The organism is Streptomyces sp. 2131.1 (assembly GCF_900105515.1).
Classification (GTDB): Bacteria; Actinomycetota; Actinomycetes; order Streptomycetales; family Streptomycetaceae; genus Streptomyces; species Streptomyces drozdowiczii.
On record NZ_FNSY01000001.1, the window covers coordinates 3,916,711 to 3,938,771 of the forward strand.

At 73.4% G+C, this 22,061-nt stretch carries 18 protein-coding genes and 1 pseudogene; 12 read left to right on the forward strand and 7 right to left on the reverse strand.

Annotated elements, in window-relative coordinates; genetic code table 11:
* The first annotated feature begins 52 nt into the window (after positions 1-52).
* Positions 53-1,633 (forward strand): acyl-CoA carboxylase subunit beta, encoded by a 1,581-nt coding sequence (locus tag BLW14_RS17525; protein ID WP_371128124.1) that lies wholly within the window; start codon positions 53-55, stop codon positions 1,631-1,633.
* Positions 1,630-1,839 carry an acyl-CoA carboxylase subunit epsilon gene (locus BLW14_RS17530; RefSeq protein ID WP_093708192.1) on the forward strand — a complete coding sequence of 70 codons (210 nt, stop codon included), beginning with the start codon at positions 1,630-1,632 and terminating at the stop codon, positions 1,837-1,839. The genes BLW14_RS17525 and BLW14_RS17530 overlap by 4 nt, the downstream gene beginning before the upstream one ends.
* Here the strand turns inward: BLW14_RS17530 and BLW14_RS17535 are convergent.
* Positions 1,829-2,470 (reverse strand): response regulator transcription factor, encoded by a 642-nt coding sequence (locus BLW14_RS17535; RefSeq protein ID WP_093708193.1) that lies wholly within the window; start codon positions 2,468-2,470, stop codon positions 1,829-1,831. The genes BLW14_RS17530 and BLW14_RS17535 overlap by 11 nt on opposite strands.
* Before the next feature lie 2 nt (positions 2,471-2,472).
* Positions 2,473-3,756: a sensor histidine kinase gene (locus BLW14_RS17540; protein ID WP_177154011.1), complete on the reverse strand. Its 1,284-nt coding sequence runs from the start codon at positions 3,754-3,756 to the stop codon at positions 2,473-2,475.
* A 131-nt stretch (positions 3,757-3,887) separates the two neighbouring features.
* Between BLW14_RS17540 and BLW14_RS17545 the strand changes: the two genes are divergently transcribed.
* Positions 3,888-4,622 (forward strand): ABC transporter ATP-binding protein, encoded by a 735-nt coding sequence (locus tag BLW14_RS17545; RefSeq protein ID WP_093708195.1) that lies wholly within the window; start codon positions 3,888-3,890, stop codon positions 4,620-4,622.
* Positions 4,616-7,072 (forward strand): FtsX-like permease family protein, encoded by a 2,457-nt coding sequence (locus tag BLW14_RS17550; RefSeq protein ID WP_093708196.1) that lies wholly within the window; start codon positions 4,616-4,618, stop codon positions 7,070-7,072. The genes BLW14_RS17545 and BLW14_RS17550 overlap by 7 nt, the downstream gene beginning before the upstream one ends.
* Positions 7,073-7,078: 6 nt before the next feature.
* Here BLW14_RS17550 and BLW14_RS17555 read toward each other — a convergent pair whose 3' ends face one another.
* Entirely contained in the window at positions 7,079-7,762 is a 684-nt protein-coding gene (locus BLW14_RS17555; RefSeq protein ID WP_177154012.1) for a phosphotransferase, read from the reverse strand.
* Positions 7,763-7,972: 210 nt separating this feature from the next.
* Between BLW14_RS17555 and BLW14_RS17560 the strand changes: the two genes are divergently transcribed.
* Both BLW14_RS17560 and BLW14_RS17565 read left to right on the forward strand, forming a co-directional pair.
* Positions 7,973-9,325, forward strand: coding sequence for an alpha-lytic protease prodomain-containing protein (locus BLW14_RS17560; RefSeq protein WP_093708198.1), 1,353 nt, complete (start codon positions 7,973-7,975; stop codon positions 9,323-9,325).
* Between the two features lie 112 nt (positions 9,326-9,437).
* Positions 9,438-10,310 (forward strand): dioxygenase family protein, encoded by an 873-nt coding sequence (locus BLW14_RS17565; protein ID WP_093708199.1) that lies wholly within the window; start codon positions 9,438-9,440, stop codon positions 10,308-10,310.
* Positions 10,311-10,441: 131 nt separating this feature from the next.
* Here the strand turns inward: BLW14_RS17565 and BLW14_RS17570 are convergent, their stop codons facing one another.
* Complete coding sequence (locus BLW14_RS17570; RefSeq protein WP_093708200.1) at positions 10,442-12,127, reverse strand: bifunctional 3'-5' exonuclease/DNA polymerase; 1,686 nt, start codon at positions 12,125-12,127, stop codon at positions 10,442-10,444.
* Positions 12,128-12,244: 117 nt separating this feature from the next.
* Between BLW14_RS17570 and BLW14_RS17575 the strand changes: the two genes are divergently transcribed.
* Positions 12,245-13,402 (forward strand): DUF2786 domain-containing protein, encoded by a 1,158-nt coding sequence (locus tag BLW14_RS17575; RefSeq protein WP_093708201.1) that lies wholly within the window; start codon positions 12,245-12,247, stop codon positions 13,400-13,402.
* 68 nt (positions 13,403-13,470) lie between these two features.
* A complete protein-coding gene (locus tag BLW14_RS17580; RefSeq protein WP_093708202.1) occupies positions 13,471-15,609 on the forward strand; it encodes an FUSC family protein in 2,139 nt (712 codons plus the stop codon).
* A gap of 2 nt (positions 15,610-15,611) precedes the next feature.
* Here BLW14_RS17580 and BLW14_RS17585 read toward each other — a convergent pair whose 3' ends face one another.
* Positions 15,612-16,112, reverse strand: a complete 501-nt coding sequence (locus BLW14_RS17585; protein WP_093708203.1) for a hypothetical protein — start codon at positions 16,110-16,112, stop codon at positions 15,612-15,614.
* A 249-nt stretch (positions 16,113-16,361) separates the two neighbouring features.
* Here BLW14_RS17585 and BLW14_RS17590 point away from each other — a divergent pair, with 249 nt between their 5' ends.
* A complete protein-coding gene (locus BLW14_RS17590) occupies positions 16,362-16,598 on the forward strand; it encodes a DUF397 domain-containing protein (RefSeq protein WP_018102227.1) in 237 nt (78 codons plus the stop codon).
* A gap of 130 nt (positions 16,599-16,728) precedes the next feature.
* Here the strand turns inward: BLW14_RS17590 and BLW14_RS17595 are convergent.
* Positions 16,729-17,228: pseudogene (locus tag BLW14_RS17595) on the reverse strand (ATP-binding protein).
* 329 nt (positions 17,229-17,557) lie between these two features.
* Here BLW14_RS17595 and BLW14_RS17600 point away from each other — a divergent pair.
* From BLW14_RS17600 to BLW14_RS17610, 3 genes are all read left to right on the forward strand, one after another.
* Positions 17,558-18,439: a helix-turn-helix domain-containing protein gene (locus BLW14_RS17600; protein ID WP_093708204.1), complete on the forward strand. Its 882-nt coding sequence runs from the start codon at positions 17,558-17,560 to the stop codon at positions 18,437-18,439.
* Positions 18,440-18,493: 54 nt separating this feature from the next.
* Positions 18,494-19,951 (forward strand): aldehyde dehydrogenase family protein, encoded by a 1,458-nt coding sequence (locus BLW14_RS17605; protein ID WP_093708205.1) that lies wholly within the window; start codon positions 18,494-18,496, stop codon positions 19,949-19,951.
* A gap of 67 nt (positions 19,952-20,018) precedes the next feature.
* Positions 20,019-20,624: a PadR family transcriptional regulator gene (locus BLW14_RS17610; protein WP_093708206.1), complete on the forward strand. Its 606-nt coding sequence runs from the start codon at positions 20,019-20,021 to the stop codon at positions 20,622-20,624.
* A 9-nt stretch (positions 20,625-20,633) separates the two neighbouring features.
* Here BLW14_RS17610 and BLW14_RS17615 read toward each other — a convergent pair whose 3' ends face one another.
* Positions 20,634-22,058: a glutamate decarboxylase gene (locus BLW14_RS17615; protein WP_093708207.1), complete on the reverse strand. Its 1,425-nt coding sequence runs from the start codon at positions 22,056-22,058 to the stop codon at positions 20,634-20,636.
* Positions 22,059-22,061: the final 3 nt, after the last annotated feature.

A 22,061-nucleotide genomic window follows, 5' to 3' on the forward strand; every position in this document is an offset into this window, starting at 1 on the left:
CAGTCCGAGCAGACAAGGGAGTCGAACCGTGGAAACCCAGACGTTGGCAGAGCTGGAGGAGGAGTTCGCGGCGCCCGACGCGGTGCTCTCGCTCCGCACCCGTACCGCCGAACTGAACGGCCTGCACGCCACCGTGGCCGCCGGGGACGCGGCCGCCACCGAACGCCAGCACGCCAAGGGCAAGCTCACCGCCCGCGAGCGCATCGGCCTGCTGCTCGACCCGGGCACCTTCGAGGAGGTCGAGCCGCTGCGCCGGCACCGCGCCACAGGCTTCGGCCTGGAGGACCGGCGCCCGCACACCGACGGCGTCGTCGGCGGCTGGGGCACCGTCGAGGGCCGCACGGTCTTCGTCTACGCCCACGACTTCCGGATCTTCGGCGGGGCCCTGGGCGAGGCGCACGCCGCGAAGATCCACAAGGTGATGGACCTGGCCCTGGCGGCCGGCGCGCCGCTCGTCTCGCTCAACGACGGGGCCGGCGCCCGCATCCAGGAGGGCGTCACCGCGCTCGCCGGCTACGGCGGCATCTTCCAGCGCAACACCCGCGCCTCCGGGGTGATCCCGCAGATCAGTGTGATGCTCGGCCCGTGCGCGGGCGGCGCCGCCTACTCACCGGCGCTCACCGACTTCGTCTTCATGGTCCGCGAGACCTCCCAGATGTTCATCACCGGCCCCGACGTCATCCAGGCCGTCACCGGCGAGAAGGTCACGCAGAACGGCCTCGGCGGCGCCGACGTCCACGCCGGCACCTCCGGCGTCGCGCACTTCGCGTACGACGACGAGGAGACCTGCCTGGAGGAGGTCCGCCACCTGATCACGCTGCTCCCGGCCAACAGCACCGAGGAACCGCCCGCCGTCGCCTGCGACGACCCGGCCGACCGCCCCGGGGACGACCTGCTCGACCTGGTCCCGGCAGACCCGCAACGCCCTTACGACATGCGCCAGGTGGTCCGCGAGGTGGTGGACGACGGCGACCTGATGGAGGTCCACGAGCACTGGGCCGGGAACGTCATCTGCGCCCTCGGCCGGATCGACGGGCGCACGGTCGGCGTCGTCGCGAACCAGCCCATGGTGCTGGCCGGGGTGCTCGACATCCACGCCTCGGAGAAGGCCGCGCGCTTCGTGCAGCTGTGCGACGCCTTCAACATCCCGCTCGTCACGTTGGTCGACGTGCCCGGCTTCCTACCCGGCGTCGACCAGGAGCACGGCGGCATCATCCGGCACGGGGCGAAGCTGCTGTACGCGTACTGCAACGCGACCGTGCCCCGTATCCAGGTCATCCTGCGCAAGGCCTACGGCGGCGCGTACATCGTCATGGACTCCCGGTCCATCGGCACCGACCTCTCCTACGCCTGGCCCGCCAACGAGATCGCGGTCATGGGCGCGGAGGGCGCGGCCAACGTCGTCTTCCGCCGGCAGATCGCCGCGTCCGACGACCCGGAGGCGACCCGGCAGCAGCTGGTCAAGGAGTACAAGGCGGAGCTGATGCACCCCTACTACGCGGCCGAGCGCGGGCTCGTCGACGACGTCATCGACCCGGCGCGCACCCGGGCCGTCCTCGCCGCCGGTCTCGCCATGCTCCGGACCAAGACGGTGGCGCTCCCGCACCGCAAGCACGGGAACCAGCCGGCATGACCATCCGCCTCCTGTCCGGAGACCCCACGCCCGAGGAACTGGCCGCCGTCCTCACTGTCCTGCACGCCCTGGCCCACCACCGCGCCGAGGACCTTCCCGCCGACGTGGTCCGCCCGGCCCCGTGGTCGCGCGCGGGCCGCCGCGTCCGGCCCGGCGGCCGGAGCGAGGCGGGCTGGGCGCGCCGGGCCGGAGGGGTCAGCCCCTGAGATACGCCAGCACCGCGAGTACCCGGCGATTGGTGGTGTCGTCCACGGACAGGTCCAGCTTGCCGAGGATGGAGCCGAAGTGCTTGCTCACCGTGCCCTCGCTCACCGAAAGGGCCGCCGCGACCGAGGCGTTGGACTTGCCCTCCGCCATCAGGGCCAGCACCTCCAGCTCGCGCGCGGTCAGCCGGGACAGCGGGTCCCGGCGGTGCCGGATCAGCTGCCGGACCACCTCCGGGTCCACCACGGTGTCCCCGGCGGCGACCCGGGCGAGGGCGTCCACGAACTCCTCGACGTGGCCGATGCGTTCCTTGAGGAGATAGCCGACGCCCCGCCCGTCCGCCGAGTCGAGCAGATCCTCCGCATAGGCGCGCTGCACGTACTGGCTGAGCACGAGCACCGGCAACCCGGGCTGCTTCGCGCGCAGTTCGAGCGCGGCACGCAGGCCTTCGTCGGAGAAGCCGGGCGGCATGCGGACATCGGTCACCACGATGTCCGGGCCGTGCTCGGCGACCGCCGCGATCAGCTCGTCCGCCGTCCCCGCGCCCGCCACCACCTGGTGGCCGAACCGTTCGAGGAGACCGACGAGCCCTTCGCGCAGGAGCACGCTGTCCTCGGCCAGTACGATCCGCACGCTCAGGGCCTCCCGCTCGCGCCCGGTACGGGGACTTCCAGGCGGAACACCGTGGGCCCGCCGGGGGGACTGGACAGTACCAAACGGCCGTCCAGCACCGAGAGACGGTCGGAAACGCCCTGGAGCCCCGTCCCGTCCTCGGCCGATGCGCCGCCCCGCCCGTCGTCCGCCACCTCCACCACCAGCCGCCCGCGCGCCACCTGCCCGGACACCCGGACCCGCTCCGCCCCACTGTGTCGCGTCGCGTTCGCCAACGCCTCGCACACCGCGAAGTAGACCCCGCTCTCCACGGCCCCCGGCAGCCGCTCCGGCAGCTCCAGCTCCACATCGACCGGTATCACCGAGCGGTCCGCGACGTCCTCGACGGCCGCTTCCAGCCCCCGGTCGGTGAGGACCTGGGGGTGGATGCCCCGGATCAGCTCCCGGATCTCCACCAGCGCGGTGTCCGCCTCGCTGTGCGCCTTGGCCAGCAGCCCGGCCAGCGGCTCCGGCGGGCCCTCCAGCCGGGCCAGTCCGAGCGCCATCGACAGGGCCACCAGCCGCTGCTGCGCCCCGTCGTGCAGATCGCGCTCGATGCGCCGCCGCTCGGCCTCGAAGGCGTCCACCAGCCGGGTGCGCGACCGGTCCAGCTCCCGCAGCCGCGCCCCGGCACCGGAGTCCGCGAGCAGCGCCCGGGCCAGCGTCGCGCGCCAGGCCGCCAGCACCCCCACCGGATACGCGAACACCGGGAGCAGTACCAGCCCGGCGAGCAGCGTCCCGAAGGCGGCCGGATAGGAGTGGACGAGCCACAGCTTCAGCACCCGGGCCTCCTCGCCGCCGCTCACGGCCAGCACCACGGGCGCCGCGATCAGCCCGCCGCACACAGTGAGCGCCGCCCCCACGGTCACCGCTTCCAGCGGCCACAGGACGATTGCGGTGAGCAGCGCGTACCCCAACTCCCGCCAGGTCGCCCGCTCCCGCAGCCGGGTCTTCAGCCAGGCGGTGAGCCCGGTGCCGTCCGGTTCGCCGTGGACCGGGGCGAGCGGGCGGGGGTCCACCAGCCGCAGCCTGCGGCGCTCCAGGGCGGCGAGCGGGATGCCGGAGAGGGCCAGGGTGAGCAGGAGCGGCAGGCCGACGAGGAGCACGGCGAGCGCGCCGCCCGCGACCGCGAGCAGCAGGAGGACGGCGAACGCCAGGACGCCGACGATTGCGCCGGTCAGCAGGTAGAGCGCCGCCCGCCACGGCCAGGGGCCGCGCAGGTAACGCCGCTGCCACAGGGCCTGGTGGAGGCCGGAGGACGAGGACATGGGGGAACCGTAGGCGGCGCCCACGGACCCGGACCACCCAGCGGTTTCCACTTCTGAGGTGGAGCTACCTCCACCTCAGAAGTGGAAACCGCTGCGATGTGCCGGGCGGCCGACGGCGGTTGGCTGAAGGCATGAATCACGCAGCCGTCCAACTCCGCTCGGTCACCCGGTCCTACGCCGGGAAGTCCGGTGCCGTCACCGCGCTCGACGCGGTCAGCCTGGACATCCCCCGGGGCTCCTTCACCGCCGTCATGGGCCCCTCCGGCTCCGGCAAGTCCACCCTGCTCCAGTGCACCGCCGGGCTCGACCGGCCCACCGCGGGGCAGGTGTTCCTCGGAGACACGGAGCTGACCGGGCTGAGCGAACGCCGGCTGACCCTGCTCCGCCGCAGCCGCATAGGCTTCGTCTTCCAGGCGTTCAACCTGCTCCCCGCCCTCACCGCCGAGCAGAACGTGGCCCTCCCGCTGAGACTCGCGGGCCGCCGCCCGAAGCGCGCCGACGTCCTCGGAGTCCTGGACCGGGTGGGCCTCGGCGGGCGGGCCGGGCACCGCCCCGGTGAGCTGTCGGGCGGCCAGCAGCAGCGGGTGGCGCTCGCCCGCGCCCTGGTCACCCGGCCCGACGTCCTGTTCGGCGACGAGCCGACCGGCGCGCTGGACTCCACGACCGGCCGCGAGGTGCTGACGCTGCTCCGGACCATGGCGGACGACGGCCAGACCGTGATCATGGTGACCCACGACCCGGTCGCCGCCTCCTACGCGGACCGGGTGCTGTTCCTCGCTGACGGCAGGGTGCGCGACGAGCTGCACGCCCCGGTGGCCGAGGAGATCGCGGCCCGCATGACGCGGATGGGGGCCGTCCCGTGCTGAAGCTCGTCCTTCAAGGCATAAGGAACCGCTGGGTCACCCTCGCCGGCTCCTTCCTCGCGCTGGCCCTCGGCGTGGGGATCATCGCCACGACGGGGCTGGCCCTCGCCGCCACCTTCGCCGGACCGGACCAGGCACCGGAGCGGTTCGCCGCCGCGCCGGTGGTGGTGCGGGGCGAGGACGAGGTGCGCGTACGCACGTCGGTCGGCGTCCGTACGCAGAAGCTCACCGATCCCCGGCCCGTTCCGGCCGAAGTGGCCGAGCGGCTGGCGGGGCTGGGGCGGACGGCGGTGGACCGTACGTTCCCGGTGGTGGCGGGGGACGGGTCCGGCGAGGCGGCCGGGCACCCCTGGCCCGTCGCCGCCGCGGCCCCGTACCGGCTGCTCTCCGGTCATCCGCCCGCCGCGTCCGGCGAGGTCGTGGTCGCGGCGGGGGAGGGGGTCGTGGGGGACCGCATCACCCTCACCACGCCTGCGGGCAGGGGGCGTTGGGCGGTGACCGGGACCGTGCGCCCCGCCCCCGTCGAGCGCGCGGTGTTCTTCGGCGAGGCGGAGGCCGCTCGGCTCTCCCCGGACATCGACGCCGTCGTGGTGCACGCCGACCCGGCCGCCGTGCGCGCCGCCGTCGGCCCGGGCCTGGACGTCCTCACCGGCGACGACCGGCGCAGGGCCGACCCCGACCCGGACCGGGACGCCGAGGCGCTGGTCTCCGTGAACGCCCTGCTCGGCACCGCCGCCGGCATCACCGCCTTCGTCTCCGTGTTCGTCGTCGCCTCCACGTTCTCCTTCGCCGTGGCCCAGCGCCGTCGCGAGTTCGGCCTGCTGCGCATGGCGGGCGCGACGCCGGGCCAGGTGCGGCGGCTGGTGTACGCGGAGGCCGCACTCGTCGGCCTCCTCGCCTCGGCGGCGGGCTGCCGGCTCGGGCTGTCCGGGGCGCCCCGGCTCGCGCACTGGATGGCCCAACAGGGGCTCGCGCCGGCCTGGTTCGCCATCGGTGACCAGAACTGGCCGCTGCACACCGCGTTCTGGACCGGCCTCGCCGTCGCCCTCACCGGGGCGGTCGCCGCAGCCCACCGCGCCGGACGGGTGCGCCCCGCCGAGGCCCTGCGGGACGCCGCCGTGGACAGCGGCACGATGCCGCCGGTACGGGTGGTGCTCGGGACCGCAGTCCTGCTCACCGGGGCGGTGCTGGTGGTGCTCGGCCTCGTCCAGGACCCGGCGGGCCTGCTCAAGCGCAAGACGTACACCACACAGCCGATGCTCCTGATCACTGGATGCGCCTTGTTCGCCCCCGTCCTGGTCCGCCCCGCGCTCCGCCTCCTGACCTGGCTGCCGGCCCGGCTGCCGGGCGCCACCGGCCTGCTGGTCCGGGAGAACGCCTCAGCCGGGCTGCGCCGGACGGCCGCGGTCGCCGCGCCCGTGCTCGTCACCGTCGCCCTGGCCGCGTCGCTGATGGGCACCAAGGCCACGATCGACGCGGCCAAGGCGGCCGAGGCGCACGGCCAGGTCACCGCGGACTTCGTCGCCACGGATGAACACGGCGATGTACCGGAGGCGTTCGTGGACCGCGCCCGCCGGATCGAGGGCGTCCGGGTCAGCGCCTCGCGGGCCACCTCCGTGAGCGTGCTCGAAGAGGGCACCGCGCTCATCCGCTCCGACGCCAGGGCGGTGGACCCGTCCGACGCGGCCGCCGTGTCCGCGCTGCCCGTGGTGGCGGGCCGGCTCACCGGCCTGGACGACGACTCGATCGTCGTGAACGAGGAGTGGGTGACCCACCGGGTCGGCGAGCGCGTCCGCGTCTGGCTGGGCGACGGCCGCGAGGTCACCCTGCGCGTGGCGGCCGTGCTCGCCACCGGCACCGGTGACAACGGCGTCTACCTCACCCGGCGCCACGCGGCGGGCGCCGGTGTCGACCGCGTCGAGATCGCCGTACGCGCCGGCGCGGACCGGAGAGCCGTCGAGCGGGAGCTGCGCGCGGTGGGGCGGGCCACCGGCACCGAGGTGCTGACCCGGGACGCGTGGGCGGCGGCCGAGGCGCCGGGCGGGGGCAGCACCCGGGCCGGGCTGCTGATGATCCTCGCCATCGCCCTCGTCTACACCGGGATCGCGCTGGCCAACACCCAGGTCATGGCCACGGCGGACCGGGTCCGCGACTTCGCGGTCCTGCGCCTCGCCGGGGCGACCTGGGCGCAGGTGCTGCGGCTGGCCGGGGCGGAGGCGCTGGCCGTGGTGGCGGTGGGCGCGGGGCTCGGCGGGGCGGTGGCCGCGCTCAACCTGCTCGGCGTACGGGCAGCGCTCGGGCGGCTCGGGGTCCCGGCGGCGGTCGTCGTGCCGTGGGAGGCCGTCGGGCTGGTGGTGGCGGTGAGCGCGGCCCTCGCGGTGGTCTTCGCCGTGCTGCCGGCCTCGCTCGCCCTGCGCACCCGGCCGGTGGAGCTCGCCGGGGCGCGCGAATAGGGCCTGCTACCGGTCCGCGCGTCGGGCGACCAGGGCCGCCGCCTCCCCGATCAGGGCCTTCTCCGCGGGGGACATCGTCGGGTTGAGGGTGCGTCGGGCCGCCGCGTCGGCGAGGTGGTGGGCGGGGATGCCGTCGTCGGCGGCGAGGCGGGGCAGCAGGGCGGTTACCAGTTGCCGGGCACCGTCCGCCGCCGGGTGCGCGGTGTCCACCGCCACCTGCGCCAGGATCAGCGCCGACATGGCCCGGTCCAGGGCGGGCGGGCCCTCCTCGGTGTTGCTCCAGTCGATCACCATCGGCCCGTCCAGCGTCAGCACCACGTTGTCCGGGTGCAGGTCCAGGTGGAGGATGCGGTCGTCCGGGTCGGGCGAGAGCCGGGCCGGGACCGTGTGGAGGTCGGCGAGCAGCCCGGTCAGCAGCGCGGCGCCCTCCTCGGCACCGACCGCCCCGGACATCAGGGACTCCAGCATCGTCGGACCGTGCAGGCGCTGGAGGACCAGGTCGCCGGGGCCGGCCGACGGGGGCTGCGGGCCGAGCCGGGGCACCGGATAGCCGGAGGCCGACAGGTAGGACATGACGGGCAGTTCGCGGGTGGCGTCCATCCCGTCCCGGTAACGCCGCAGGACCCACGCTTCGTCCAGCTCGTACACGTCCGCGTTGCGTCCACTGCCCAGCAGCCGGCCTATTCGCATGAGGGGAACCTACTCGGGCCCTGTATACGGAGACAGCCTGGCCCCGGCGCGGTCCGCCCCATAACGCGGTGCGATGGGGCGGACGGGATCTCCTGGAGCCGGTGTGCACGCGGCTACTTTGGCGGCGAATCCCCCGGCAGTGCTTCCGCCGAAGCATTCCCCCCCCGCAGCAATCCCCCCGAATCCAAGGAGAGTTCCGTGGAGAGATCCATGCTCCGCAGACGGGCCCTGGCCGCGTGTACCGCCACCGTGGCCGTCGGCGCGCTCGCGCTCGCCGGGCTGACCGGCACCGCGTCCGCCGATCCCGCATCCCCCACCCCCGCGGCGGAGGCCGCCCCGCTCTCGCCCGGCCTGCTGAAGGCCATGCAACGGGACCTCGGGCTCACCGCCGCCGAGGCCCGCGGCCGCATCGGCAATGAGTCGCGCGCCGCCGCCGTCACCGCCGGGCTGCGGTACTCGCTCGGCGACCGGTTCGCCGGGGCCCGGGTCGGCGGTGACGCCGCGGACCTGACCGTCGCCACCACCGACGCCGCGGACGCCGCCCGCATCGCGAAGGCCGGCGCCCGCGCCGAGGTCGTCGACCACAGCCTCGCCGAACTCGACGCGGCCAAGGCAGCCCTGGACCGGGTCGCGCTGCGCACCGCCCCGAAGGGCATACCCGCCTGGTACGTGGACGTACGTACCAACCGCGTCGTCGTCCAGGCCGGAAAGGCCTCCGCCGCCGACGCGTTCCTCGCGAAGGCCGGGGTCTCCGCCGGCCTGGTGACGGTCACCCGCTCCACCGAGCAGCCCCGCACCTTCGCGGACCTGCGCGGCGGCGACGCGTACTACATGAACGGCTCCGGCCGCTGTTCCATCGGCTTCCCCGTCAAGCGCGGCACCCAGGGCGGCTTCGTGAGCGCCGGCCACTGCGGTACGCCGGGCGTCTCCACCAGCGGCTACAACCAGCAGGCGCAGGGCTCCTTCCAGGGCTCCACCTTCCCAGGCCGCGACTACTCCTGGGTCGCCGCCAACACCAACTGGACCCCGCGCCCGCTGGTCAACGGCTACGGCAACGGCGATGTGACCGTCACCGGTTCCACCGAGGCGATCGAGGGCTCCTCCGTCTGCCGGTCCGGTTCGACGACCGGCTGGCACTGCGGCACGGTCCAGCAGCGCAACAGCAGCGTCACCTACCAGGAGGGCACCGTCTCAGGGGTGACCCGGACCAACGTGTGCGCCGAACCGGGCGACTCCGGCGGCTCGTTCATCTCGGGCAGCCAGGCCCAGGGCGTCACCTCCGGCGGCACCGGCAACTGCTCGCAGGGCGGTGTGACGTACTTCCAGCCGCTGAACCCCGCGCTCCAGGCGTACGGGCTGAGCCTGGTCACCAACGGCTCCACCACCCCGCCCGACCCGACCGACCCGCCGACGAACCCGGGCGGCACCTGGGCGGCCGGGACCACCTACGCGGCGGGTGCCGTGGTGACGTACGGCTCGGCGAGCTACCGCTGCCTCCAGGGCCACCTGGCGCAGCCCGGCTGGACCCCGCCGAACGTCCCCGCCCTGTGGCAGGCCCTGTAACCACCGCCACCCCAGCCCCTCAGGCGAGAGGAACGGGCCCGGGGCGACGCCGCCCCGGGCCCCCGCACCGCGCACGTGCCCTTCCCCCACCACCCCGAGGAGTCCGTCAGCCATGCCCCCCGCATCCCCCGAGTCCTCCGAGAGCAACGAGCCCACCGCCTCCGCCGAAGCCGCCGGCGGCCCGGCGATCAGCCGCAAGTCCCTCCTGAAGGCCGCGCTCGTGGCCACCGCCGTACCGCTGTTCGCGGGCGGCGGGGTGGCGCTGGCGCGCGACACCGGGGCGAGCGGGGCACCGCTCGCCCCGACCCCTGACTGCGACGACGGCGACGAGCCGACGCACGACCAGATCGAGGGCCCGTACTTCAAGCCCAACTCCCCGCTCCGCACCAGCCTGGTGACCTCGTCGACGCCCGGCGTCCCACTGACCGTCAGCGGTTACGTCTTCGGCCGCGAGTGCCGCCCCATCTCCGGCGTGCTGCTCGACTTCTGGCAGGCGGACACCAACGGCGCGTACGACATGAGCGGTTACGGCTTCCGCGGCCACCAGTTCACCGATCAGAACGGCGCGTTCACGCTGACCACGATCGTGCCGGGGCTCTACCCGGGCCGCACCCGGCACATTCACGTGAAGGCCCAGGCGCCCGGCTCCGGCATCCTCACCACGCAGCTGTACTTCCCGGGCGAGCCGCGCAACAACACCGACATGCTGTACGACGCGGCGCTGCTGATGAACGTACGGGCGGTCGGCTCCGGCAAGGAAGGCAGCTTCGACTTCGTCCTCGACGTCTCCCAGAACCCGACCGATCCCCCCACCGACCCGACCGATCCGCCGACCGAACCGGGCGGCACCTGGAGGGCCGGGACGTCCTACACCGCGGGAAACCGCGTCACATACGGCGGGGTCGCGTATCGCTGTCTGCAGGCTCACACCGCCCTGACCGGCTGGGAGCCGCCGAATGTCCCCGCGTTGTGGGAACGCGGGTAGACAGGCAGACCTGCGGCGCGACCGCAACCGCCGCGCCTCCGTGCCCGGGCTCTCTCCCCGGGCACGGAGGCGGCACGGCCCGGGCCGGAGGGGGTTCGGCTCGGGCCGTACGCACGCCCCTCACTGCGCGCTCACTTCGCGTCCGAGTAGCGCTCCACCACCGCCGTGGTGAACGGGAAGCGCACCGGGGTCTCGCCGAAGACCGTGCGGCCGGCCAGTTCGGCGGCCTCCCGGATCGCCGCCGCGACCGTCGCCGCCTCCGCCGCCGGGCAGTGCACGATCACCTCGTCGTGCTGGAAGAAGACCAGCTCGGCCCGGAGCCCGGCCTCCGCGATCGACCGGCGCAGGGCCGCCAGGACCAGCAGCGTCCAGTCCGCGGCGCTGCCCTGGACCACGAAGTTGCGCGTGAACCGGCCGCGCGCCCTCGCGTCCGACGAGGCGTAACCGGGCGTGAACTCGGAGCGCGCGCCGTCCTCCTCCTGTGGGATGCCCGCCTCGCCGTCCTCCCCGTGCCCCGCCGCCGGCGGACTGGTGCGGCCCAGCCAGGTACGTACGAGACGGCCCTCCTCGCCCGCCTTCGCGGCGTCGTCCACATAGGCCACCGCGCGCGGGAACCTGCGGCGCAGGGCCGCCAGGTTCTTCAGGCCGTCTCCGGACGTCTGGCCATAGACCGCGCCGAGCAGCGCGATCTTGGCGTGGTCGCGGTCGCCGTGGAAGGCGCGGTCGGACAGGGCCGTGTAGAGGTCGCCGTCGTGGCCCGCGACCTCCATGAGGCCCGGGTCGCGGGAGATCGCCGCCAGCACCCGCGGCTCCATCTGGTCGGCGTCCGCGACCACCAGGCGCCAGCCCTCGTCGGCGACGACGGCCCGCCGTATCACCTTCGGGATCTGGAGCGCCCCGCCGCCGTTGGTCGTCCAGCGCCCGCTGACCGTGCCGCCCGGCTGGTACTCGGGGCGGAAGCGGCCGTCGCGCACCCAGTCCTGGAGCCAGCTCCAGCCGTGCGCCGTCCAGATCCGGTACAGCTTCTTGTACGCGACGAGCGGCTGGACCGCCGGGTGGTCCAGGGTCTCCAGCTCCCAGCGGCGCGTCGAGCGGACCTTGATCCCGGCCCGCGCGAAGGCCCGCACCACGTCGGCCGGCAGGTCCGGGCGGACCCGGCGGCCGAAAGCGGCGGACACCTCGTCGGCCAGCTCGGCCAGCCGGCGGGGCTCGCCCCCGCCCGCGTACCGCTCGCCGAGCAGCTCGTGCAGCACCTCGCGGTGGACGTCCGCCCGCCAGGGCAGGCCCGCACGGTTCATCTCGGCCGCGACCAGCATTCCCGCCGATTCGGCGGCCGTCAGCAGCCGCATCCGGTCCGGCCGGTCCGTCGCGTCGTGCCGCGCGAGCTGGGCCGCGTACACCTCGGTCAGGGCGTCGAACGGCAGCTCCGGACCCGAGGCGGGCTCGAACAGGGAGGACTGGGAGCCGGGCTCCGCGGACCGGGGCGGCGGATCGGGCGGCACCGGACCGCCGCGCAGCCGGGCCAGCGCGGCGGCGGCCGAGCGGGGCTCGCCGAGCCGGCCCTCGTGCCCGAGCAGCAGGGACTCCGCCGCCTCCACGTCGTAGGCGCGCTCCACCCGCACCCCGGCGGCCAGCAGGCGCGGGTAGACCTCCGCCGTCGAGCGCCAGACCCAGCGGGCGACGTCCGGGCGGGAGCGGACCGCGCCGGCCAGGTCCGGTTCGGTCAGGACCGGGCCCGCGGGGCGGCCGGCGCGGTCCAGCGGGGCGAGGCGCGCGCCCCCGCTCTCCGTGACGGCCAGCGCCCAGCGTTCGGTCATACGAGCGAGTCTGGCACCCGGCACTGACAACGGCGGGAGCACCGGACCGCCCACCCGACATCGGTCGCGTGTTCGATATCCACAGGCTGTGGACAGATGGACGCCTACGCTGGGCGCATGGAATCGGTGATCGACCGGGCGTTCGCGGCCGCCCTCTACACGGAGGGCGACGCCGGTCTCGACACAGGCGCCTCGCTGCTCGCCGCCGCCCCGGAGGCCGACGCCGAGCTGGCCCGCCGGGGCGAGGAGTCCGTCCGCCGGGCCTGGGAGCGCGGCTGGCTGCCCGCCGACGTCGTCCGCCTCGTCCGCCGCGACCTCGACGAGCACGCGGCCGGCCTGGCCGCCGGGCTGATCGCCTCCGAGGTCCGCCGATACGACGAGCTGCCGCCGCGCTGGCGCTCCCAGCTCGACGAGCTGCCCGCCGTGCCGCCCCCGGGCAGGCCCGACCGGTTCTCGTACGCCTCCGCGCTCCTCGCGCTCCACCGGCTGCTGCTGAACCTCCCGGTCATCGAGCCCGTCGGGCCCCCGCCGGGCGCGGCGCGCGACGTCCTGCACCGGCCGCCCGTCGCCGGTGAGCCCCGCATGCTGACCCGCATCCGCGCGCTGCTGGCGAAGGCGGAGGCGACCGGCTATCCCGAGGAGGCGGAGGCGCTGACCACCAAGGCGCAGGAGCTGATGGCCCGGCACAGCATCGACGAGGCCCTGCTCGCCGCCCGTACGCACGGTGACCGCACCCCGGGCGCCTGCCGGATCGGCGTGGACGCCCCGTACGAGACGGCCAAGGCGATCCTGCTGGACGCGGTGGCCTCGGCGAACCGCTGCCGGGCCGTGTGGAACAGCGACCTCGGCTTCACGACGGTGGTGGGGTTCGAGGCGGACCTGGAGGCCGTGGAACTGCTCCACACCTCGCTCCTCGTGCAGGGCACCGCCGCGATGACCCGGGCGGAGGCGGGCCAGCGGGCCGGAGGACGCAAACGGACCAAGACGTTCCGGCAGTCCTTCCTGATGGCGTACGCCCAGCGCCTGGGCAGCCGGCTGGCCGACGGGACCGCCCGCGCCACGGCCGAGGCGGAGAACGACACGGCGGCCGGTACCGCGCTGCTCCCGGTGCTCGCCGCCCGCGACCTGGCGGTCACCGAGACCGCCGACCAGATGTTCCCGCGCACCACGACCACCCGGGTCAGGGGCGCCACGGACCTGGACGGCTGGACCCACGGCACGGCGGCGGCGGACCGTGCCCGGATGGGCGGGGACGCACCGGGTATCCGGGGCTGAGTGACCGCCTACGAGACCCCTTGCTCCGACAACTCGGGCGAAACGGTAATTCCGGTTAGGCTCGGTCCATGAGCTGGCTCCGGGCGCTGAAGGAGACCGCCCGCTCCGGCCTGAAGATCGAGCGGCGCCGCCTCGAACCGCTGATCGCGCTGCGCGGCGCGGCCGGGCTCGCCCTGGTCATCGGGGTGAGCCTGGCGCTCTTCGGGCCCGTGGTCGCCGCCAGCTCCGCGTTCGGCGCGTTCCAGGCCGCCATCGCCACCTTCCAGCGCAGCTGGCGCCCCCGCCCCGTGCTCGCCCTGATCTCCGGCGTGAGCCTCGGCCTGTCCACCTTCGTGGGCTATGTGACCGGCACCCATCTCCTGCTCTTCGTGGCCCTCCTCGTCGTCTGGACCTTCCTCGCCGGGCTCGCCTGGGCGGCGGGCCCGACCGGGGGCATCATCGCCGCGTCCAACGTCGCGATCATGCTCGTCACCATCACCCTGCCCACCTCCGCCGCCGAGGCGGCCCTGCACGGCGCGATGATCATGTTCGGCGGGGTCGTCCAGGCGGCGCTGATCGTGCTCTTCCCGATCCGCAGATGGGGCGCCCAGCGCGACGCGCTCGCCGACGCCCTGGCCGCCGAGGCCGACTACGCCCGGCGGCTGCGCCACGACCCGGCCGCCCACTTCGACCCGGTGCCGCTGATGCTCGCCCGCCGGGCCGCCGCCGTCACCGTGCGCGAGGCCCGCCGCCGCCCCGCCGAACTGCACGGCTCACGCGGGGTCGCCGAGCGCATCAGGCCCGTGCTGGCCTCGCTCGCCGACCCGGCCATGGGCGTGCCCGCCGAGGGCCCCGAGCGCGACCGCGTCCGCGAACTGCTGGGCGCCGCGGGATCACTGCTCGACGCTGCGGCCCGGGCGATCCGCAAGGGCGACCCGGTCACGCTGCCCGCGCCCGCCGTCGCCGCGCTGAAGACCCCGGACACCGGGGCCCTGCTCACCGGCCCGCCGCTGCGCGCCGCCGACCGGCTCACCGCTCTGCTCTCCGACGTGATCGAGGCGGCCGAGGGCGACGGCACCAAGGAGGAGCGGGCCGGGGCGGAGGAGGCCGCCGACGCCATCAAGGAGAGCCGGCTGCCCCCCGAGCACCACCACCGGCGGCCCACCCTGTTGCGGCTGGTGCCGGTGATCCTCGGGGCGATGCGCCGAGAGGCGCACCGCGGCTCCCCGATCCTGCGCCACGCCGTCCGGCTCGCCGCGGTGGCGGCGGTCGGCTACCTCATCGGCCGCCTGCTGCCGCTCGGGCACGGCTACTGGGCGCCGCTCGCGGCGGTGATGGTGATGCGGCCGGAGTTCTCGCAGACCTACTCCCGCGCGGTCGCCCGCTTCGGCGGCACCCTCGTCGGGGTGTCCCTCGCCTCCGCGATCGTCGAGGCCGCGCACCCGCGCACCGGACCGCTCGCCGCCCTCGCCGTGGCCTGCGCCCTGCTGATGTACCTGCTGATGCGGACCGGCTACGCGGTCGGCCAGGCGTGCGTCGGCGCGTACGTCGTCTTCCTGCTCGGCATGGCCGGCGACGACCTCTCCCAGACCGTGTTCGAGCGGGTGCTCCTCACCCTGGCGGGCGGGCTCCTGGCGATGATCTCGTACGCCGTCTACCCGGCCTGGGAGACCCCGCGCCTGCGCAGCCGGCTCGGGGACTGGCTCAAGGAGGGCGGCCGGTACGCGGCGGCGGTCGTCGACCAGTATGCGGACCCGGCCGAGCGCGGCCAGGACGACGTGCGGCGGGCGCTGCTCGCGACCCGGGAGGCCAGGGTCGCCTGGCAGGAGGCGGTGGCGACCGCCCGGCACGAACCGGTGCGCCACCGGGGCCTCTCGCACGGCGCCGCCGACGCCACCCAGCACGCCCTGGCCCAGCTCGGCCGGGTGGCGATGCTCCTGGAGGCGCACATCCCGAGGAAGGGGGCCGCGTCCGTACCGGGGGCCGCCCCGCTCGCCGAGGCGCTGCGCCGGGCCACCGACCGGGGCGCCAAGGCGGTGCGGGAGCGGCGGGTGCCGGACTGGAGGCCGGTGCGGGAGGCCCTGGAGAGCTGGGAGGCGGAGTGCCGGGAGCGGGAGGAGGCGCCGGAGGCCGGGGCGTCGCCTCCCGCCGGGACCGAACTCGTACGCAACAACGTCACGTTGCTCCTCGAAACCCTGGAGGACTTCTCACAGGGGCTGGCGTCGTGACGTCAGGGCGTCGGCAGCTCGGGAAGATTGGACATGTCCGGCAGGTCCGGGAGGTTCTCCAGCGCGTCCGAGTCGGTCTTGACGAGTGTGTCCTTGGTCCCGGAGCCCCACGCGACGACCACGGTCCTGCCGTCGTTGGACTCGACGGCACCCGTAATGCGGGTGGTGTCGCCGTCGACGCACTTCAGTTCCAGCTCCGGCTTGCCCGTGCCGGAGACGGTGCCCGAGCAGACATGGGAATCGGCGACGACGACCGCCTTCCCGCCGGAGACCGAGAGCACCACGGGCTTGTCGTCGCTCTTGCCCGCCCAGGCGCCCTCCAGGTCCTTCGCGTCGCCCGCGGAGTCCCCGCCGGAGGACGCGCCGCCGGACGCGGGGGCCGCCGTGGATCCGGAGTCCTTGCCCGAGTCGTCCTTGTCGCCGTCGCTCCCGCAACCCGTGAGCGCGAGCGCGGTCAGCAGACCGGTGGCGAGGACTGCGCCGGTACGTGCGAGTTTGTGCATGTGGAATTCCCCCTGGAAGACGAATGGCCGTCCAAGCTACCAGTGGGTCGCCGGGGATGCCGAGGAGTCAACTTCCGGAATCGGGAGCCGAAGAGCCCGTTCGTACGTCTATCCCGGCAGGAGCTGTAATCGCGGGAACACCCCGCGTGCACGTGCATCTGCCCGTGCATCCGCTCATGCACTGCGAATTGAACACAGCTATGATCCGGGTCAGTTGACACTTGCACCTTGCAACTCGGGGAGCGTCCTGTGCACCACGTGTACAACGGCATGGCGGCCACAGAGCTTCGCGGAGTCGTCTGGCAGAAGAGCAGACACAGCAACTCCCAGGGTTCCTGCGTGGAGTTCGCGAAACTGCCCGACGGGGATGTGGCGATGCGCAATTCCCGCCATCCCGACGGGCCCGCGCTCGTCTACACGCCGGCGGAGATAGAGGCGTTGCTGCTGGGTGTGAAAGACGGCGAGTTCGACCATCTCGTGGGCTGAGGGCCATCGCGTGCGCTGAGAACCGCGATTTCCGGACATGACGGAGGGCCGGGTTCCGCTCGCTCGGAGCGGAACCCGGCCCTCGGGTCGGTGTGCCACGCGGTCCGACCGGCCGGTCGCACCGCCCCCGTCACACCGGGTCGGCCAGCCTGAACAGCGCCCAGACGACCTTGCCCCGCGCCGCCGCCGTGCCCGGGGTGCTCTCGGTGCTCAGTACGGGCGAGGGGTGCCAGCCCCAGCAGTCGCTGAAGGACTCCACCAGGAAGAGGCCGCGCCCCGACTCCGCGGAGTCCGCCGCCTCGGAGGCCACCGGGCTCGCCCGGCTCGGGTCGCGCACCGCGCACACCAGCCGCGAGGTCCAGCGCATCAGGTGCAGCCGTACGGCGGGTTCCTGGGATTCGCGCGGGGCGTCGGCCGGCAGGGCGTGCCGCAGGGCGTTGGTGACCAGCTCGGAGACGACCAGCGCGACGTCGTCGAAGCGCTCGTTCAGTCCCCATCCCCCAGGGTCGACCGGGTGAACTGCCTGGCCCCGCCCACCGCTTCGTAGCGCGGTGGGAGTGTGCAGGTGGCGGATCCGGAGACGGCTGAGGGATCGATGGGGGGAAGCCCCTGCCGTAACGGCTCGAGCATCGTCGATCCATTCGTCCCCATGCGAGGCACTCCCGGGAATCGCGGCTGCGCCGGCACTTGCGTACCGGGTACAGCGGCACAACACGAACGAGCACGCAGGTGCGCGGGCTCCATGGTTCCGAATGCGCACAGCAGATGCAAGGGCAGATGCACGTGCACGCGCCGGACCTGTCCGACCCCGTCCGGTTCTTGCTCATTTCTTCCCGCCCGTGGTTTCGCCCTCTTCCCAAGGTCTTCCCATTTCAGTAATCGAATGAGTACGGGCTGAAGCGTTTTGATGGCAGAATCCGGCTCTTGGGGTTCAGGGGGGACCTCGATGCCAGGAAGCGATGGGGAGGGTTGGACCAGTGGCGGCAGGCGAGTCGAGTGGGTCCGTGGTGCGGCGCATCCTGCTGGGCTCCCAGCTCAGGAGACTGCGTGACTCGCGCGGCATCACGCGCGAGGCGGCCGGCTACTCGATCCGGGCCTCCGAGTCGAAGATCAGCCGCATGGAGTTGGGACGGGTGAGCTTCAAGGCCAGGGACGTCGAGGATCTGCTCACGCTCTACGGCGTCACGGACGAGGCGGAGCGCGATGCCCTGCTCTCCCTGGCGCGTGAGGCCAACGTGGCGGGCTGGTGGCACAGTTACGGGGACGTGCTGCCCGGCTGGTTCCAGACGTACGTCGGTCTGGAGGGAGCCGCCTCGCTCATCAGGACCTACGAGGTCCAGTTCGTGCACGGACTGCTCCAGACCGAGGACTACGCCCATGCCGTCGTCTCGCGCGGCATGCGCGGCGCACCCGCCGCCGAGGTAGAACGCCGGGTCGCGCTCCGGCTGGAGCGGCAGAAGGTCCTCGTGTCCGAGCGCGCGCCCCGCTTCCACGCCGTCCTGGACGAGGCGGCGCTGCGCCGTCCGTACGGCGGGCGGGAAGTGATGCGGGCGCAATTGCGGCATCTGATCGAAATGTCGGAGCAGCCGAACATCACGCTCCAGGTGATGCCGTTCAGTTTCGGCGGACACGCCGGGGAGAGCGGCTCCTTCACGATGCTGCGATTCCCGGAATCCGATCTGTCGGACATCGTGTATTTGGAGCAGCTGACAAGCGCGCTCTATCTGGACAAGGAAGAAGAAGTCGCCCAGTACGAAAAGGCGATGACGCTGCTCCACGAGGACAGCCCCGGCCCGGAAGAGAGCCGTGACCTGCTTCGGGGACTTCTCCAACTCTCCTGAAATTTCAGTACGATGACACTCCTACAGGAGTCTGCACCTGAGTTAAGGGATCGCATGTCCTTCTTCCAAGAGCTGGCCGGCCAGTACATCGACGGTGAATGGCGGACGGGCACCGGCTCCTGGGACATCATCGATTTCAACCCCTACAACGGGGAGAAGCTCGCCGCGATCACCATCGCCACCGCCGCCGAGGTGGACCTCGCCTACCGCGCCGCCGAGCGCGCGCAGGGGGAGTGGGCGGAGGCCGGCCCCTTCCGGCGCCGTGACGTCCTGGAGCGCGCGCAGCGGGTCACCGAGCGGCTGGCCGGCGAGATCACCGAGGCGATCATCGACGAGTTGGGCGGCACCCGCGCCAAGGCCGAGTACGAACTGGGCCTCACCCAGGAGTTCCTGCGCGAGGCCGCCCGGCAGGCGACGGCCGCGGAAGGGCGCATCCTGCCCTCCGTCACCGACGGCAAGGAGAACCTCCTCCACCGGCTGCCCGTCGGCGTCGTCGGCGTCATCAGCCCGTTCAACTTCCCGCTCCTGGTGACGATGAAGTCGGTCGCACCGGCCCTCGCGCTCGGCAACGCGGTCGTCGTGAAGGCCAACCAGAACTCGCCCGTCGTCGGCGGCGGCCTGATCGCGAAGATCTTCGAGGAGGCCGGACTGCCGGCCGGACTGCTCAACGTGGTCGTCACCGACATCGCCGAGATAGGCGACGCGTTCATCGAGCACCCCGTGCCCCAGGTGATCTCCTTCGCCGGCTCCGACCGGGTCGGCCGGCACGTCGCCGCCACCGCGGGCGGCCTCTTCAAGCGCACCATCCTCGAACTCAGCGGCAACAGCGCCCTGGTGGTCCTGGCGGACGCGGACATCGACTACGCCGTCGACGCGGCCGTCTTCAGCCGGTTCGTCTTCCAGGGCCAGGTCTGCATGGCCGCCAACCGCATCCTGGTGGACCGCCCGGTGGCCGCGGAGTTCACCGAGAAGTTCTGCGCCCGGGTGGCCGCCCTGAAGACCGGCGACCCGCGCGAGCCCGACACCTGTATAGGCCCGGTCATCAACACCTTCCACGCCGACTCGCTGGCCGCCCTCGTCGACCAGGCCATCGCCGAGGGCGCCGAGGCGCCGGTGCGCGGCCGGGTGCGCGGCAACCTCGTTGAACCCACCGTGCTCACCGGGCTGCCCGACGGCTCCCCGCTGCTACACCAGGAGATCTTCGGCCCGGTCGCGCTGCTGGTGCCCTTCGACGGCGAGGACGAGGCCGTGCGGATCGTCAACGACAGCCCGTACGGGCTCAGCGGTGCCGTGCACACCGCGGACACCGGGCGGGGCGTGCGCTTCGCCCGGCGCATCCGGGCCGGGATGTTCCACGTCAACGACTCCACCGTCCACGACGACCCGGGCATCGCCTTCGGCGGCGAAAAGGACTCCGGACTCGGCCGGATGAACGGGGACGCGGCGGTGGACGCCTTCACCACCCAGAAGTGGATCTCCGTCCAGCACGGTCGCAGCGTCTTCCCCTTCTGACCTCGCCGTACGCCCCCGAGGGCGCGCCCCCGCTACGCTGGCCGGGTTGACCAGAGAGGTGGAGGGCATGTCCGCGATCCGGCTGCTGGTCCTCGGCGCCGTGCGCCAGCACGGCCGGGCCCACGGCTACCAGGTCCGCAACGACCTGGAGTACTGGGGCGCCCACGAGTGGTCCAACGCCAAGCCCGGCTCCGTCTACCACGCGCTGAAGCAGTTGGCGAAGCAGGGCATGCTGCTCGCCCACGAGGTCGCCCCGAGCACCGCGGGCGGCCCGCCGCGCATCGAGTACGAGCTCACCGAGCGCGGCACCGAGGAGTACCTCGCCCTGCTGCGCGCCTCGCTGACCTCGTACGACCAGCGGATGGACGTGCTCTCGGCGGGCATCGGCTTCATCGTCGACCTGGAACGCTCCGAGGCGGTGTCCCTGCTCCGGGAGCGGCTGGCCCACCTGGCGGCCTGGCGCACCGACGTCACCGACCGCTACACCCCGGGGTCGGCCGGGCACATCGGCGAGATCATGAACATGTGGGTCCACGCGGCGGACGCCGGAGCCGAGTGGACGCGCGGGCTGATCGAGCGGATCGAGGGCGGGGCGTACGTCTTCGCGGGCGAGGGCGACCCGTTCGTGGGGGTGCTCGCCGAGGGTGAGGAGAACCCGTACGCGACCGGGTAGCGGCCCGCCTCAGTGGTGGAACGACGTCGCCGCGTTCTGGTCCCGGGTCAGCGGGTGCGGCTGGGCGCGCAGTTCGGGCATCAGCAGCCGCAGGTCCTCCAGGAGCAGTTCCGCCAGGTCGGACGAGAAGCCGTTGCGGCAGACGATGCGGAGCACCGCCAGGTCCTCCCGGTTGGCCGGGAAGGTGTACGCGGGCACCAGCCAGCCCCGCTCGCGCAGCCGCCGCGACACGTCGAAGACGTCGTACTCCGTCACCTCGGGCTTGGTCGTCAGCGCGAAGACGGGGAGCTGGTCGCCCCGGGTGAGCAGCCGGAAGTCGCCCAGTTCCTCGATCTTCGCGGCCAGCCCGGTCGCCACGTCCCGGGCCGCCTGCTGCACCGCCCGGTAGCCGTCGCGGCCCAGTCGCAGGAAGGTGTAGTACTGCGCGACGACCTGGGCGCCGGGCCGGGAGAAGTTCAGCGCGAAGGTGGGCATCTCGCCGCCCAGGTAGTTCACCCGGAAGACCAGCTCCTCGGGCAGGTTGTCGGGCGAGCGCCACAGCACCCAGCCGACGCCCGGGTAGACCAGGCCGTACTTGTGGCCGGAGGTGTTGATGGAGGCGACCCGGGGGAGCCGGAAGTCCCACACCAGGTCGGGGTCGAGGAACGGCGCCACCATCGCCCCGGAGGCCCCGTCCACGTGGACGGGGATGTCGAGGCCGGTCCGCTTCTGGAGGTCGTCCAGCGCCGCGCACAGCTCCTCGATGGGCTCGTAGCTGCCGTCGAAGGTGGACCCGAGGATGCCCACGACCCCGATGGTGTTCTCGTCGCACAGCTCGACGGCGGCCTGCGGGTCGAGGTGGAAGCGGTCGCCGTCCATGGGCACGAGGCGCGGCTCCACCTCCCAGAACGTGCAGAACTTGTCCCAGCAGACCTGCACGTTCACCCCCATCACGAGATTGGGCTTGGCGGTCGCCGGGTAGCGGTCGGCGTTCCTGGCCGACCAGCGCCGTTTGAGGGCCAGCGCGGCGAGCATGCAGGCCTCGCTCGACCCGGTCGTGGAGCAGCCGACGGTCGCCGAGGGGTCCGGCGCGTGCCAGAGGTCGGCGAGCATCGACACACAGCGCCGTTCCAGCTCGGCGGTGCGCGGGTACTCGTCCTTGTCGATCATGTTCTTGTCTCGGCACTCGGCCATCAGCACCCCGGCCTGGGGCTCCATCCAGGTGGTCACGAAGGTGGCGAGGTTGAGCCGCGAGTTGCCGTCCAGCATCAGTTCGTCGTGGACGAGCCCGTACGCGGTGTGGGGCGGCAGCGGCCCGTCCGGCATCCGGTGCCGCGGCGGCGCGGTCTCCATTCCGGCGACCGGGTCGGCGACCCCGTAGAACGGGTTGAGCGCCAGCTTGCTCTGCTGCGCCGACGGTTCTTCCTGGTGCGCGGAGCCCCGGTGGAGCGGCATCAC

Excerpts from the sequence above, each read along its gene's own strand:
- BLW14_RS17530 (WP_093708192.1), top strand. The coding sequence starts at position 1,630 with ATGACCATCCGCCTCCTGTCCGGAGACCCCACGCCCGAGGAACTGGCC.
- BLW14_RS17540 (WP_177154011.1), bottom strand. The coding sequence starts at position 3,756 with ATGTCCTCGTCCTCCGGCCTCCACCAGGCCCTGTGGCAGCGGCGTTAC.
- BLW14_RS17545 (WP_093708195.1), top strand. The coding sequence starts at position 3,888 with ATGAATCACGCAGCCGTCCAACTCCGCTCGGTCACCCGGTCCTACGCC.
- BLW14_RS17555 (WP_177154012.1), bottom strand. The coding sequence starts at position 7,762 with ATGCGAATAGGCCGGCTGCTGGGCAGTGGACGCAACGCGGACGTGTAC.
- BLW14_RS17560 (WP_093708198.1), top strand. The coding sequence starts at position 7,973 with ATGCTCCGCAGACGGGCCCTGGCCGCGTGTACCGCCACCGTGGCCGTC.
- BLW14_RS17565 (WP_093708199.1), top strand. The coding sequence starts at position 9,438 with ATGCCCCCCGCATCCCCCGAGTCCTCCGAGAGCAACGAGCCCACCGCC.
- BLW14_RS17570 (WP_093708200.1), bottom strand. The coding sequence starts at position 12,127 with ATGACCGAACGCTGGGCGCTGGCCGTCACGGAGAGCGGGGGCGCGCGC.
- BLW14_RS17575 (WP_093708201.1), top strand. The coding sequence starts at position 12,245 with ATGGAATCGGTGATCGACCGGGCGTTCGCGGCCGCCCTCTACACGGAG.
- BLW14_RS17580 (WP_093708202.1), top strand. The coding sequence starts at position 13,471 with ATGAGCTGGCTCCGGGCGCTGAAGGAGACCGCCCGCTCCGGCCTGAAG.
- BLW14_RS17585 (WP_093708203.1), bottom strand. The coding sequence starts at position 16,112 with ATGCACAAACTCGCACGTACCGGCGCAGTCCTCGCCACCGGTCTGCTG.
- BLW14_RS17600 (WP_093708204.1), top strand. The coding sequence starts at position 17,558 with ATGGGGAGGGTTGGACCAGTGGCGGCAGGCGAGTCGAGTGGGTCCGTG.
- BLW14_RS17605 (WP_093708205.1), top strand. The coding sequence starts at position 18,494 with ATGTCCTTCTTCCAAGAGCTGGCCGGCCAGTACATCGACGGTGAATGG.
- BLW14_RS17610 (WP_093708206.1), top strand. The coding sequence starts at position 20,019 with ATGTCCGCGATCCGGCTGCTGGTCCTCGGCGCCGTGCGCCAGCACGGC.
- BLW14_RS17615 (WP_093708207.1), bottom strand. The coding sequence starts at position 22,058 with ATGCCGCTCCACCGGGGCTCCGCGCACCAGGAAGAACCGTCGGCGCAG.